At 72.3% G+C, this 12,477-nt stretch carries 10 protein-coding genes and 1 pseudogene; 6 read left to right on the top strand and 5 right to left on the bottom strand.

Features of this window, described 5'->3' with window-relative positions:
- Positions 1–21: 21 nt before the first annotated feature.
- From HG542_RS13815 to HG542_RS13805, 3 genes are read right to left on the bottom strand one after another with little or no spacing between them, the layout of a single operon-like run.
- Positions 22–321, bottom strand: coding sequence for a FeoC-like transcriptional regulator (locus HG542_RS13815; RefSeq protein WP_171081141.1), 300 nt, complete (start codon positions 319–321; stop codon positions 22–24).
- Positions 318–2,279: a ferrous iron transport protein B gene (gene feoB / locus HG542_RS13810; RefSeq protein WP_171081138.1), complete on the bottom strand. Its 1,962-nt coding sequence runs from the start codon at positions 2,277–2,279 to the stop codon at positions 318–320. The genes HG542_RS13815 and feoB overlap by 4 nt, the downstream gene beginning before the upstream one ends.
- A complete protein-coding gene (locus tag HG542_RS13805; protein WP_171081137.1) occupies positions 2,272–2,508 on the bottom strand; it encodes a FeoA family protein in 237 nt (78 codons plus the stop codon). Before HG542_RS13805 ends, feoB begins: the two co-directional genes overlap by 8 nt.
- Before the next feature lie 344 nt (positions 2,509–2,852).
- Between HG542_RS13805 and HG542_RS13800 the strand changes: the two genes are divergently transcribed.
- The 6 genes from HG542_RS13800 to HG542_RS13775 all read left to right on the top strand — a co-directional run bounded on the left by HG542_RS13800 (position 2,853) and on the right by HG542_RS13775 (position 11,595).
- A complete protein-coding gene (locus tag HG542_RS13800) occupies positions 2,853–4,037 on the top strand; it encodes an MFS transporter (protein ID WP_171081339.1) in 1,185 nt (394 codons plus the stop codon).
- A 152-nt stretch (positions 4,038–4,189) separates the two neighbouring features.
- On the top strand, positions 4,190–7,897 hold the full coding sequence (locus HG542_RS13795) for a nitrate reductase subunit alpha (protein WP_229922713.1): 3,708 nt from the start codon (positions 4,190–4,192) through the stop codon (positions 7,895–7,897).
- Positions 7,897–9,573: a nitrate reductase subunit beta gene (gene narH, locus HG542_RS13790; RefSeq protein WP_171081134.1), complete on the top strand. Its 1,677-nt coding sequence runs from the start codon at positions 7,897–7,899 to the stop codon at positions 9,571–9,573. The genes HG542_RS13795 and narH overlap by 1 nt, the downstream gene beginning before the upstream one ends.
- Positions 9,570–10,196 carry a nitrate reductase molybdenum cofactor assembly chaperone gene (narJ, locus tag HG542_RS13785; RefSeq protein ID WP_171081133.1) on the top strand — a complete coding sequence of 209 codons (627 nt, stop codon included), beginning with the start codon at positions 9,570–9,572 and terminating at the stop codon, positions 10,194–10,196. Before narH ends, narJ begins: the two co-directional genes overlap by 4 nt.
- Positions 10,196–10,936 (top strand): respiratory nitrate reductase subunit gamma, encoded by a 741-nt coding sequence (gene narI / locus HG542_RS13780; RefSeq protein ID WP_171081131.1) that lies wholly within the window; start codon positions 10,196–10,198, stop codon positions 10,934–10,936. The genes narJ and narI overlap by 1 nt, the downstream gene beginning before the upstream one ends.
- 155 nt (positions 10,937–11,091) lie before the next feature.
- Positions 11,092–11,595 carry an SgcJ/EcaC family oxidoreductase gene (locus HG542_RS13775; protein WP_171081130.1) on the top strand — a complete coding sequence of 168 codons (504 nt, stop codon included), beginning with the start codon at positions 11,092–11,094 and terminating at the stop codon, positions 11,593–11,595.
- A 99-nt stretch (positions 11,596–11,694) separates the two neighbouring features.
- Here the strand turns inward: HG542_RS13775 and HG542_RS13770 are convergent, their stop codons facing one another.
- Together HG542_RS13770 and HG542_RS13765 are read right to left on the bottom strand one after the other, a co-directional pair.
- Positions 11,695–12,129 carry a hypothetical protein gene (locus HG542_RS13770; RefSeq protein ID WP_176606541.1) on the bottom strand — a complete coding sequence of 145 codons (435 nt, stop codon included), beginning with the start codon at positions 12,127–12,129 and terminating at the stop codon, positions 11,695–11,697.
- A 17-nt stretch (positions 12,130–12,146) separates the two neighbouring features.
- Positions 12,147–12,477 (bottom strand): annotated as a pseudogene (locus HG542_RS13765) (aa3-type cytochrome oxidase subunit I); the annotation flags it as partial.

Raw genomic sequence — 12,477 nt, 5'->3', positions numbered from 1 at the left:
ACTGCATCCCGGGCCGGAAGGTCAGCCGGCGGGCCCGTCCGGCACCGGCCGGACGATGTGCAGGAGCGGCGGCGTGACCGCGCCGGTGCGGGCCGATGCGCAGGAGCGCGCGAGCGCACACCCGCCGCAACCGGCCGTCGGGCACCCGCCGTCGACCGCCTCGCGGGTCAGCAGCCCGCGGCCGATCCAGTAGTCGACCATCGAGGCGGCCTCGTCCGGAGCGATTCCGGCCCGCTCGGCGATCTCCTCCAGGCGCAGACCGCCCTGCGCCCGGAGGATCTGCTGCAGGACGTGCCGCAGCGGGCTGACCGGCCGGTTCACCACCACAGGCTCCCGATGCGGAAGACCGCGACCGACAGCAGCCAGGCGACGGCCAGTTGCAGCCCTGTGGCGGTGAGCGTCATGCGCGGTCCGATCTCCTGCCACTGCGCGGCGATCGTGGTCATGCACGGTGTGTAGGCCAGCACGAAGACCAGGAACGCCAGCACCGCGGGCAACGGGTGCCCGCCCGAGGCCCGGTCGAAGGTTGCGCGCAGCTCCGCGCCCAACTCCCGTGGGCGGCCCGCATCGTCGGCACCGTAGGTCTGCGCGAGCGTGGACACCACCGCCTCCTTCGCCACGAACCCCGTGCCCAGCGCGGCCGCCGCGTGCCAGTCGCCGAAGCCGGCCGGCGAGAACGCGGGCGCCACGGCCCGCGAGGCGGCACCCAGGACGCTGTGTCCGGCCGGGGCGGCACCGAATTCCGTGCCGGGCGCGGCACCCAGCGGAACGGCGGAGCACAGCCACACCGCGGTGACGGCCGCGACGACGACCCCGCCGGCGGTCCGCAGGAAGGCGACGAGCCGCTGCCAGGTCTGGGCGCCCACGACGCGAACGGCCGGCAGACGGTAGGGCGGCAGCTCCAGCACCAGGGCCTCGCCGCGCAGTTCGCGGAAGAGCGTGCGCCGCAGCAGCATGCCGACCCCGATGACGAGCAGTACGGACAGGACGTACAGGGCGAACACCACGGTGCCCGCCGCGCTGCCGAAGAAGATGCTCGCCAGAAGGACGTAGACCGTCAGACGGGCGCTGCAGGACACATACGGGATGATCATTCCGACGAGCATGCGCTGCCGCCGGTCCCCGAGGACACGGACGGCGGAGAGCGCGGGCACATTGCAGCCGAAGCCCACGACGACGGGCAGGAAGGCCCGTCCGGGCAGGCCCAGCCACCGCATCAGCCGGTCGACGACGAAGGCCGCCCGGGCCATGTACCCCGAATCCTCCAGGACGGCCATCAGGACGAACATGACGACCATCAGCGGCACGAACGACAGGAGTTGGCCGACGCCCGCGATCAGCCCGTCGACGACCAGGCCGGACAGCCAGGCGGGAGCGTGCACCGCACCGAGCGCCGCGGCGGCGCCCCCGGCCACCGGCCCGGCGAAGAGCGCGGCCAGGCCGTCCTGCAGCGGCTTGGCGACGGTCGTGGTCGCCGTGAACACGAGCCACATGACGGCGAGGAAGAGCGGGCCGCCGAACCGGCCGGAGGTCAGCACCCGGTCGGCCCGGTCGGAGAGGGTCGGCCGGAACGCGCCCTGCCGGGTCCGCACTTGTGCGAGAACCTCGTGCGCCCAGGCGTAGCGCGCCTCGGCCCGCGCGATGCCGGCTTCCCCGTCGTCGTCACCGTCCGGCGCATACGCCGGAACATCGGGCAGGTCCTGCGGCAGCGTCCCGCCGTCGGCGAGCGCACGGCCCACGGCGTCGCCGAGCCCGGCGAGCCCCCGCCGCCGCCGGGGGAGGACCGGCACGACGGGCACCCCGAGCAGCGCGGCAAGCGCCCCGGCGTCGACCGTGGTTCCCCGCGCCGCCGCCACGTCGGTCATGGTGAGCGCGACGGCACAGGGCACCCCCGTCCCGAGCACTTCGGCGATCAGGCAGAGGCTGCCGGCGAGGTTCGCGGCATCGGCCGTGACGACGACGAGGTCGGGGCGCTCCGCCCCGTCCGGGGCGAGCAGCAGGCTCCGGGTGAGCGCCTCGTCGGGCGAGTGCGGGACGAGGCTGCGGGTGCCGGGGAGATCGAGCAACTCGACCGGGGCGCCGCCGTCCGGGCGCCATGTGCCCCGGGCCACGTGGACCGTCGTGCCGGGCCAGTTGCCGACGCGCCCGCGTGCCCCGGTCAGCGCGTTGAAGAGGGTGGACTTGCCGACGTTGGGGGCGCCGACGAGCGCGACGACCGGGACGGCCCCGTCGCGCCGGCAGGCGGAGCCGCGGCCGGCCGCGGCACACGCCCTAGACATGGGAGTCCACGACGGCGGTCACCCGTATCCCGCGCGCGGTGTCCGCGTCGACGGCGTACCGGGCGTCCCCGAGGGCCACCACCAGGCCTCCTGCCGCACCCCGCCCGATGACCAGGACCTCGTGGCCCGGCAGGAACCCCAGGCCGGAGAGCCTGAGGCGGTCGGGCCCGGGCAGGCGGAGCCTGCCCAGCCGTACGCGCACACCCGGTGCGCAGTCGTGCAGTGTCATGGATACCTCCGCGTCGATCACGGAAAAGGTAAGGCTTGCCTTGGTTCAAAACTGCGCGGAAGGGGCCGGCACGGGCGATCCGGTGCAGATCGGGGACCTTCGGCCCGGGTGGATGGTCCGGGTGGCCCCGGGGAAGGGGCCGCCGTCCGGCCGGGAATGGGCCCGTTCAGCCCGTGTGTCCCGGTGTGTTCGCGCTGATCCTGATACGGGGGGTTGCCGCGCTCGGCGCGGCAGGCTCTTGCACATCCGAGGAGAGGGACGCCATGCGCGCTCCGCAGCACCTGACCCACGACGCACGACCCGCCGACGCGCGCCGGGCCTCCCCGGCCGCCCGCCCGGGCGTCATGCTGGTACTCGCCACGGTCGGGTTCGCAGTCAACTTCTGGGCGTGGGCACTGCTCAGCCCGCTCGGCCCCCGGTTCAAGGACATCCTGGAGCTCAGCTCGTTCGAACAGTCCCTGCTCGTCGCCGTACCGGTCGTGGTGGGGTCGCTCGGCCGCATCCCGGTCGGGGCGCTCACCGACCGGTTCGGCGGGCGCGTGATGTTCCCCCTGGTGTCGGCCGCCACCGTCGTCCCCGTGCTGTACCTCGGGCTCTCGGGCCACTCGTCGCTGTGGGGCCTGCTGGCCGGAGGCTTCTTCCTCGGCATCGGCGGCACGTCCTTCGCCGTGGGCGTGCCCTTCGTCGGCGCCTGGTTCCCGCCCGAGCGGCGCGGCCTGGCGATCGGCCTGTTCGGCGCGGGCATGGGCGGCACGGCCATCAGCGCGCTGACCACGGTGCGCCTGGTCGACGCGCACGGCACGGCCTGTCCCTTCCTGATCACCGCCGGCGTCCTGGCCGCCTACGCGGTCCTGTCCTTCGTCCTGCTCAGGGACGCCCCCGGCCGCGCGGTGCCCACCGAGCCGCTGGCGCGGCGGCTGGCCGCCACCGCCCGGCTCGGCGTCACCTGGCAGGCGTCCGCCCTGTACGCGGTGACCTTCGGCGGCTACGTGGCCTTCTCCGTCTACCTGCCCACGTACCTCAAGACCGGCTATGGCCTCGCCCAGGCCGACGCGGCCAACCGCATGGCGGGATTCGTGCTGCTCGCCGTCGCCATGCGGCCGGTGGGCGGCTGGCTGTCGGACCGCATCGGGCCGGCGCGGGTCCTGGCCGCGTCGCTGGCGGTCGTCGTCGCCGGTGCGGCCGCCCAGGCCGCCGCACCGCCCCTGATGCCGGCGGGCACGGCCGCGTTCCTCGCGATGGCCGCCGCGCTGGGGGCAGGCAGCGGAGCCACCTTCGCGCTGGTCGCCCTGCTGACACCGGCGAACCAGGTCGGCTCGGTCACCGGTGTCGTCGGTGCCGCCGGCGGCCTGGGCGGCTTCGTCCCGCCCCTGCTGATGGGAACCCTCTACGGGACCTACGGCTCCTACGCCCTGGGCCTCGCCCTCCTCTCCGTCATCGCGGCGGCCGCACTGGCCTTCACCCTGACCCGGGTGCGCAAGGACGCGGCCCGCGCGACGGCGGCAGGAGCAGCGGCCGCGTCCGGCTGAGCACGGCGGCAGGCCCGGCAAACGGAGGTCCGAAGCGCGTCGTGCGCCCCCGGAGCGCGGGCGCTGCGGCATGGTGACGCGTGAGGTTCGCGTATCACCATGCTGCGAGCCGCGGACGACAAGGGCCGCGAGGCCCGGAGGAGGGCGAGGCCGTGGCCGCCGAGCCGGACCGTGAACAGGCCCGCCTGGACGGCGAGTTGACCGAGGCTCTCGTGCGGGCCCGCAGGTTCCTCACCCGGGCCGACATCTCCGACGACCTGCGCACCGTCCACCGGAAGGGCGGGCGGCGGGCGGACGACTTCTACCGGGACCGCTGGTCGCACGACAAGGTGGTGCGCTCCACGCACGGGGTGAACTGCACCGGCTCGTGCTCGTGGAAGGTGTACGTCAAGGACGGCATCATCACCTGGGAGTCCCAGCAGACGGACTACCCCAGTGTCGGCCCGGACCGGCCGGAGTACGAACCCCGGGGCTGCCCCCGCGGTGCCGCCTTCTCCTGGTACACCTACTCGCCGACGCGCGTCCGATACCCCTATGTGCGCGGCATCCTGCTGCGGATGTACCGCGAGGCCAAGGCCCGGCTCGGCGACCCGGTGCTGGCGTGGGCGGACATCGTCTCCGACCCGGAGCGCTCCCGCCGTTACAAGGCGGCGCGAGGCCGGGGCGGCCTGGTGCGGGCGGGCTGGGACGAGGCGGTCGAGATGGCGGCCGCGGCCCATGTGCACACCATCAAGGGGCACGGGCCGGACCGGCTGGCCGGATTCTCGCCGATCCCGGCGATGTCGATGGTCTCGCACGCCGCCGGAGCCCGGTTCTACTCGCTGCTCGGCGGGGTGATGCTGTCGTTCTACGACTGGTACGCGGACCTGCCCGTCGCCTCGCCGCAGGTCTTCGGCGACCAGACGGACGTACCCGAGTCCGGTGACTGGTGGGACGCCGGATACCTGATCATGTGGGGCTCCAATCTGCCGGTGACCCGTACGCCGGACGCGCACTGGATGGCCGAGGCCCGCTACCGCGGCCAGAAGGTCGTCGCCGTCTCACCGGACTACGCCGACAACGTCAAGTTCGCCGACGAATGGCTGGCCGCCCGCCCCGGCACCGACGGTGCGCTCGCGATGGCCATGGGACATGTCGTCCTCAAGGAGTTCTTCACCGACCGGCAGTGCGCCTACTTCGACGGCTACGTCAAGCAGTACACCGACTTGCCCTTCCTCGTCGCGCTGGAGGAGAACGGCCAAGGGGCGTACGTTCCCGGCAAGTTCCTCACCGCCGAGGACCTCGGCGGTGAGGCGGCCCGTGCGGAGCACGCCGCCTTCCGCACCGTGCTGCTGGACTCCGCCACCGGCCGGCCCGTCGTGCCCAACGGCACGCTGGGCGACCGGTTCGGCGAGTCAGGGGCCGGGCGCTGGAACCTCGACCTCGGCGGCATCGACCCGCTGCTGTCGGCGGCCGGGGGACCGGACGGCGCGGTGCCGGTGCGGCTGCCGCGCTTCGACGCGGCCGACGGCGCAGCGGCCGGCCTGCTGCGCGGCGTCCCCGTACGCCGCGTCGGCGGCCGCCTGGTGACCACCGTGTACGACCTGCTCCTCGCACAGTACGGAGTGGCCCGCGACGGACTGCCCGGGACGTGGCCCGCGGGCTACGGCGACCCGGACCAGCCGTACACCCCGGCCTGGCAGGAGACGGTCACCGGCGTACCCGCCGCCGTGGCCGCCCGCATCGCCCGGGAGTTCGCCGCCAACGCCGAGGAGTCCCAAGGGCGTTCAATGATCATCATGGGGGCGGGGACGAACCACTGGTTCCACTCCGACACCATCTACCGCGCCTTCCTCACCCTCACGACCCTCACCGGCTGCCAGGGCGTCAACGGCGGCGGCTGGGCCCACTACGTCGGACAGGAGAAGGTCCGTCCCGTCACCGGCTATTCCATGCTGGCCACCGCGTCCGACTGGAACCGGCCCGCCCGCCAGATGATCCAGACCGCCTACTGGTACCTGCACACCGACCAGTTCCGCTACGACCACTTCGGCGCCGACACCCTCGCCGCAGCCGGCCGCGGCACACCCTTCGCGGGCCTGTCCACCGCCGACGTCATCGCCGCGTCCGCCCGTATGGGCTGGATGCCCTCCTACCCCACCTTCGACCGCAACCCCCTCGACCTCGCCGACGAGGCCACGGCGGCCGGACGCAGCCCCGCCGACCACGTCGTCGCCGAACTCACCGCACGAAGGCTGCGGTTCGCGGGCGAGGACCCTGACGACCCGCGCAACTTCCCCCGCGTCCTGACCGTGTGGCGCGCCAACCTCCTGGGCTCCTCCGCCAAGGGCAACGAATACTTCCTCAAACACCTCCTGGGCACCGACTCGGCCGTCCGCGCCACCGAGACCCCGCCCCGCGCCCGCCCCCGCGACGTGGTCTGGCGGGAGGAGGCCCCCACCGGCAAACTCGACCTGCTGCTCACCCTGGACTTCCGGATGACCAGCACCACCGTCCACTCGGACATCGTGCTCCCCGCCGCCACCTGGTACGAGAAGCACGACCTGAGCACCACGGACATGCACCCCTTCGTCCACTCCTTCAACCCGGCCATCGCCCCGCCCTGGCAGACCCGCACCGACTGGGACGCCTTCCACGCACTCGCCCGCGCCTTCAGCCGCCTCGCCGCCGGCCACCTGGGCACCCGGCAGGACCTCGTCGCCGCACCCCTGACGCACGACACCCCCGACGCCCTGGCCACCCCGCACGGCCGCGTCCGCGACTGGAAGGCCGGGGAATGCGATCCGGTGCCCGGCCGCACCATGCCGAAACTGCTGGTCGTCGAGCGCGACTACGCCGCCGTCGCCGAGAAGATGGCCGCCCTCGGCCCGCTGCCGGACACCCGGGGGCTGACCACCAAGGGCATCACCTACCGGGTGGAGGCCGAACTCGAGCACCTGCGCCGCAAGAACGGCACCGTGCGCGGCGGAGTCGCCGACGGGCGCCCGTCCCTCGCCCGCGACGTGGACGCCTGCGAGGCGATCCTGGCCCTGTCCGGCACCACCAACGGCCGCCTGGCCACCCAGGGGTTCCGCACCCTTCAGGCCCGCACCGGCACCCGGCTGGCCGACCTCGCCGCCGAACACGAGGGGAAACGGATCGCCTTCGCCGACACCCAGAGCGCGCCCGTCCCCGTCATCACCTCGCCCGAGTGGTCCGGCTCCGAGGCCGGAGGACGCCGCTACGCGCCCTTCACCGTCAACGTCGAACGCCTCAAGCCGTGGCACACCCTCACCGGGCGCCAGCACTTCTACCTCGACCACGACTGGATCGCCGCACTCGGCGAACAACTGCCCGTCTACCGGCCGCCGCTGAACATGCACGCCCTCTTCGGTGAACCGCAGATCGGCGACAACGGCGAACTCGGCCTCACCGTGCGCTACCTGACCCCGCACAACAAGTGGTCCATCCACTCCGAATACCAGGACAACCTCTTCATGCTCTCCCTCTCCCGGGGCGGCCCGACCATCTGGATGAGCGCGCAAGACGCCGGGAAGACGGGCATCCACGACAACGACTGGATCGAGGCCGTCAACCGCAACGGCGTCGTCGTCGCCCGGGCCGTCGTCTCGCACCGGATGCCCGAGGGCACCGTCTACATGCACCACGCCCAGGACCGCCTCATCGACGTCCCCCGCACCGAGACCACCGGCCGCCGCGGCGGCATCCACAACTCCCTGACCCGGCTGCTGATCAAACCCACCCACCTCATCGGCGGCTACGCCCAGCTCTCCTACGCCTTCAACTACCTGGGACCCACCGGCAACCAGCGCGACGAGATCACCGTGATCCGCCGCCGCTCGCAGGAGGTGCAGTACTGATGAGGGTGATGGCCCAGATGGCCATGGTGATGAACCTCGACAAGTGCATCGGCTGTCACACCTGTTCGGTCACCTGCAAGCAGGCATGGACCAACCGCACCGGCGTGGAGTACGTGTGGTTCAACAACGTCGAGACCCGGCCCGGCCAGGGCTACCCGCGCCGCTACGAGGACCAGGAGACGTGGCGCGGCGGATGGGAACTGAACAGCAGGAACCGGCTCGTTCTCAAGGGCGGCGGAAGGCTGAGGAAGCTCCTGACGATCTTCTCCAACCCCAGGCTGCCCGCCCTCGACGACTACTACGAACCCTGGACCTACGACTACGAGACCCTCACCAGCGCCCCGCTCCAGGAGCACACGCCCGTCGCCCGCCCCACATCGCTGATCTCCGGCAAGGACACCAGGATCACCTGGTCGGCCAACTGGGACGACGACCTCGGCGGCTCGATCGACCACGGTGACAAGGACGTCCTGCTGAAGAACCTCTCGGAGAAGATCCGCTTCGAGTTCGAGCAGACCTTCATGTTCTACCTGCCGCGCATCTGCGAACACTGCCTCAACCCGTCCTGCGCCGCCTCCTGCCCGTCCGGCGCGATCTACAAGCGGGAGGAGGACGGCATCGTCCTGGTCGACCAGGACCGCTGCCGCGGGTGGCGCATGTGCGTGACGGGCTGCCCGTACAAGAAGGTCTACTTCAACCACCGCACCGGCAAGGCGGAGAAGTGCACCTTCTGCTTCCCCCGCGTCGAAGTGGGCCTTCCCACCGTGTGCTCGGAGACATGCGTCGGCCGCCTGCGGTACATCGGACTCGTCCTCTACGACGCCGACCGCGTCCTCGCCGCCGCCTCCACCCCCGAGGCCACCGGGCTGTACGAGGCCCAGCGTTCGGTCCTCCTCGACCCCGCCGACCCGCAGGTCGTCCGCGAGGCCGAACGCGCCGGCATCCCGCGCGACTGGATCGACGCCGCACAGCGCTCCCCGGTCCACGCACTGATCAACCGGTACAAAGTGGCCCTGCCCCTGCACCCGGAGTACCGCACCCTGCCCATGGTCTGGTACATCCCCCCGCTCTCCCCGGTGGCCGACGCCCTGCGCGCCACCGGCCACGACGCCGAGGACCGGCACAACCTCTTCGCCGCCGTCGACGCCCTGCGCATTCCCGTCGACTACCTCGCGCAGCTCTTCACCGCCGGAGACCCCGCACCGGTCAAGGCGGTGCTCGGGCGACTGGCCGCCATGCGCGCGTACATGAGGGACATCAACCTCGGCAGGAACCCCGACGACACCATTCCGGAGGCCGTCGGCATGAACGGCGAACAGCTCCACGACATGTACCGGCTGCTGGCCCTGGCCAAGTACGACGAGCGGTATGTGATCCCGCCCGCGCACGCCGAACAGGCCCACGCACTGGAGGAGTCGGTCACCGAGTGCGCCCTGGATTACGAGGGCGGCCCCGGCATGGGCGGCTCCGGCCCGTTCGGGGAATCCTCCGGCGGCCCGGCGCCGGTCGCCGTCGAGAACTTCCGGGCGCTGCACGAGCGGCAGACCTCCGACGCCCCCACCACGCCCGCCGGCCGGACCGGCCGCGTCAACCTGCTCAACTGGGACGGCAAGGGACAGCCCGCCGGCCTCTTCCCGCCCTCCGCTACGGACGATGAGAGCGAACCCCGGCCATGACCCCGCCCGACGCCTGGATGCCGCGCGCCTGGCAGACCCAGTCCCTGCTGCTGGCCTACCCCGACGACCACTTCCGGCAGCACCGCCTGCCCCTGGCCCGCCGGGCCGCCGCCACACTGCCGGACCGGGCCGGCGCCCCCCTGCTGGCCTTCGCCGAGCACCTCGACGGCCGGACACAGGAGGACACCGCCGCCGAGTATGTCGCCACCTTCGACCACCGCAAGCGCTGCTGCCTGTTCCTGACCTACTACGCCCACGGCGACACCCGCAAACGAGGCCTCGCCCTGCTGCGCCTGAAACGCACCTACGCCGCGGCCGGTTGGCATCTGACGGACGAGGAACTGCCCGACCACCTCGCCGTCGTCCTGGAATTCGCCGCCGCCGTCGGCACCCGCGACGGCAGCCGCCTGCTCCGCGACCACCGCGCCGGCATCGAACTCCTGCGCCTGGCCCTGCGCGAGACCGGCTCGCCCTGGTCCCACGTGCTCGACTCCGTCCGCGCCACGCTGCCCCGACTGACCGGCGGCGAACACACCGCCGTCGCCCGCCTCGCAGCCGAAGGCCCCCCGGAGGAACAGGTGGGTCTGGCCCCCTTCGCACCCGACCCCGCAAGAGGCCTCTGATGCGCCACACGCCGACCATCTGGCAGACGCTCCTGTGGGTGGTCCTGCCCTACCTCGTCCTCCTCGTCTTCGTCCTCGGCCACGTCTGGCGCTACCGCTACGACAAGTTCGGATGGACCACCCGGTCCTCCCAGCTCTACGAGAACCGCCTGCTGCGCATCGGCAGCCCCGTCTTCCACTTCGGCATCCTGCTCGTCCTGGCCGGCCACATCGGCGGCCTGATCGTCCCCAAGACCTGGACCGAGGCCGCCGGCATCGGCGAGCACACCTACCACGTCACGGCCGTCGCGCTCGGCACGGCCGCCGGGGTCTGCACCCTGGGCGGCCTCGCCGTCCTCGTCCACCGCCGCCGCACCGTCGGCCCGGTCCTCTCCGCCACGACGCGCAACGACAAGGCCATGTACCTCTCGCTCACCACGACGATCGCACTCGGCCTGGCCGCCACCGTCGTCGCCAACCTGGTGGGGGAGGGGTACGACTACCGGAGCACCATCTCGCCCTGGTTCCGCTCCCTGTTCGTCCTGCACCCCGACCCACAGCTGATGAGCGGGGCACCCGTGCTCTTCCAACTGCACGCCGTCAGCGCACTGTTGCTGTTCGCCTTCTGGCCCTTCACCCGGCTCGTCCACATGCTGACGGCACCCGTGGGCTACCTGTGGCGCCCCTACATCGTCTACCGCACCCGCGAACCCGGCCTGGGCACCCGGGCCCCGCGACGCGGGTGGGGCGGGGCACCGTAAGGGACAGCTCCGCCGTGCGGGCGCGGAGTTCCCCGCGCCCCTGACTGGGCGCAGACCCGCCCGACGGAACCGGCCGTTCCCCCGGCTGCTGCGCCGACATGCAGGATCGACTGCGCCGGGGGAAGCTGACCCTGTTCCTACGCAGGAGGTATTCCATGCTGAGGCGCAGGCATTCCGCCTCGACCGCTGTCGCCACCGTCGCCGTGCTGGCGCTGCCGCTGTTCACCGGAGCCGGGACGGCGCACGCCGCGGAATCGAGAACCGGGAAGCACCATCCCACCAAGGGGCAGGTCAAGGCCCTGTTCGATCGCTGGAACGCGGCTCTGGCCACCGGCAATGCGAACCGTGTCGCAGACCTGTACGCCCCCGACGCCGTGCTGCTGCCGACCGTCTCCTCCGAGATCCGCACCACGCGGGCGGCGCGGGTCGACTACTTCAAGCATTTCCTGGAGAGCAAGCCGGTCGGCCGCATCCAGGAGCGGCACATCAAGATCCTGGGTCGCAACGATGCCGTCGACAGCGGACTGTACGAGTTCACGCTGACCAACAAGGACGGCAGCAAGTCGAAGGTCGACGCCCGCTACACGTTCGTCTACGAGCGGTGCCGGGGCAAGTGGTTCATCGTCAACCACCATTCCTCGGCGGTGCCGACAGGATGACGAAAGGCCCCGCGGACGCAATGTCCCCGGGGCCTCACTTGCGTGCGCATCGGGCTGCGGGGGACCCCGCCACCAGGTCACACCTGACGCGAGGTGCCGCTAGGCCAAGAGCAACTGCCGCACCAGGAACGGCGTTCCCGCGGCCGCGAGGGCAACCCCCGACAGCCCCCACGCCAGAGCGGTCCGGCCGGGCCGCCCGGGGGCGGCGACCGGCGGCGCCCCGAGCTGCTCCGCCCACTGCCCGGCCTCGCGCCGGTCGCGGCGCCGCAGCAGCCCGGCGCGCACGGCGAGGGACGAGGCGGCCGCCGCCCCGACCGCGGCAACGGCTCCGGCAACGCGCCACGGGGCCTGCGCGAGCAGCAGGAGCACGACGGCGGCAAGAGTTCCCCACCCCGTCAGGCAGGCGAGGGCCGCGGTCCGCAGGGCAGGCGGCCGGTCGTCGCCGGCCCGGAGGTCGGACAGGGCCGGCAGATACCAGACGCAGCCGGCTGCGCCGATCACCGCGGCGCCGAGGGCGAGGAGAGTGCGCGGCATGTGGTCCATCTCCTCCTTCAGCGGCGCGTCAGTTCGGCTGCGGCGATCTCCGGCCGGTGCAGGTCCAGCGCGGGGGACTCGGACCGGATGCGCGGCAGACTCACGAAGTTGTGCCGCGGCGGCGGGCAGGAGGTGGCCCATTCCAGGGAGCGGCCGAAGCCCCACGGGTCGTCGACCTCGACCTTCTTGCCGTACTTGGCGGTCTTCCAGACGTTGTAGAAGAACGGCAGCAGCGACAGGCCGAGGAGGAAGGAACCGATGGTGGAGATGGTGTTCAGCGCGGTGAAGCCGTCCGAGGCGAGATAGTCGGCGTACCGGCGGGGCATGCCCTCGGCGCCCAGCCAGTGC

It is taken from the genome of Streptomyces morookaense (assembly GCF_013030945.1).
Taxonomy (GTDB): Bacteria; Actinomycetota; Actinomycetes; order Streptomycetales; family Streptomycetaceae; genus Streptomyces; species Streptomyces morookaensis.
This window is presented reverse-complemented; position numbering and strand designations above follow the sequence as displayed.

What these genes read in the sequence shown, in the direction of transcription:
- narI (WP_171081131.1), top strand. Translation starts at nt 10,196, where the DNA reads ATGCGCCACACGCCGACCATCTGGCAGACGCTCCTGTGGGTGGTCCTG.
- HG542_RS13770 (WP_176606541.1), bottom strand. Translation starts at nt 12,129, where the DNA reads ATGCCGCGCACTCTCCTCGCCCTCGGCGCCGCGGTGATCGGCGCAGCC.
- narH (WP_171081134.1), top strand. Translation starts at nt 7,897, where the DNA reads ATGAGGGTGATGGCCCAGATGGCCATGGTGATGAACCTCGACAAGTGC.
- narJ (WP_171081133.1), top strand. Translation starts at nt 9,570, where the DNA reads ATGACCCCGCCCGACGCCTGGATGCCGCGCGCCTGGCAGACCCAGTCC.
- feoB (WP_171081138.1), bottom strand. Translation starts at nt 2,279, where the DNA reads ATGTCTAGGGCGTGTGCCGCGGCCGGCCGCGGCTCCGCCTGCCGGCGC.
- HG542_RS13805 (WP_171081137.1), bottom strand. Translation starts at nt 2,508, where the DNA reads ATGACACTGCACGACTGCGCACCGGGTGTGCGCGTACGGCTGGGCAGG.
- HG542_RS13775 (WP_171081130.1), top strand. Translation starts at nt 11,092, where the DNA reads ATGCTGAGGCGCAGGCATTCCGCCTCGACCGCTGTCGCCACCGTCGCC.
- HG542_RS13800 (WP_171081339.1), top strand. Translation starts at nt 2,853, where the DNA reads ATGCTGGTACTCGCCACGGTCGGGTTCGCAGTCAACTTCTGGGCGTGG.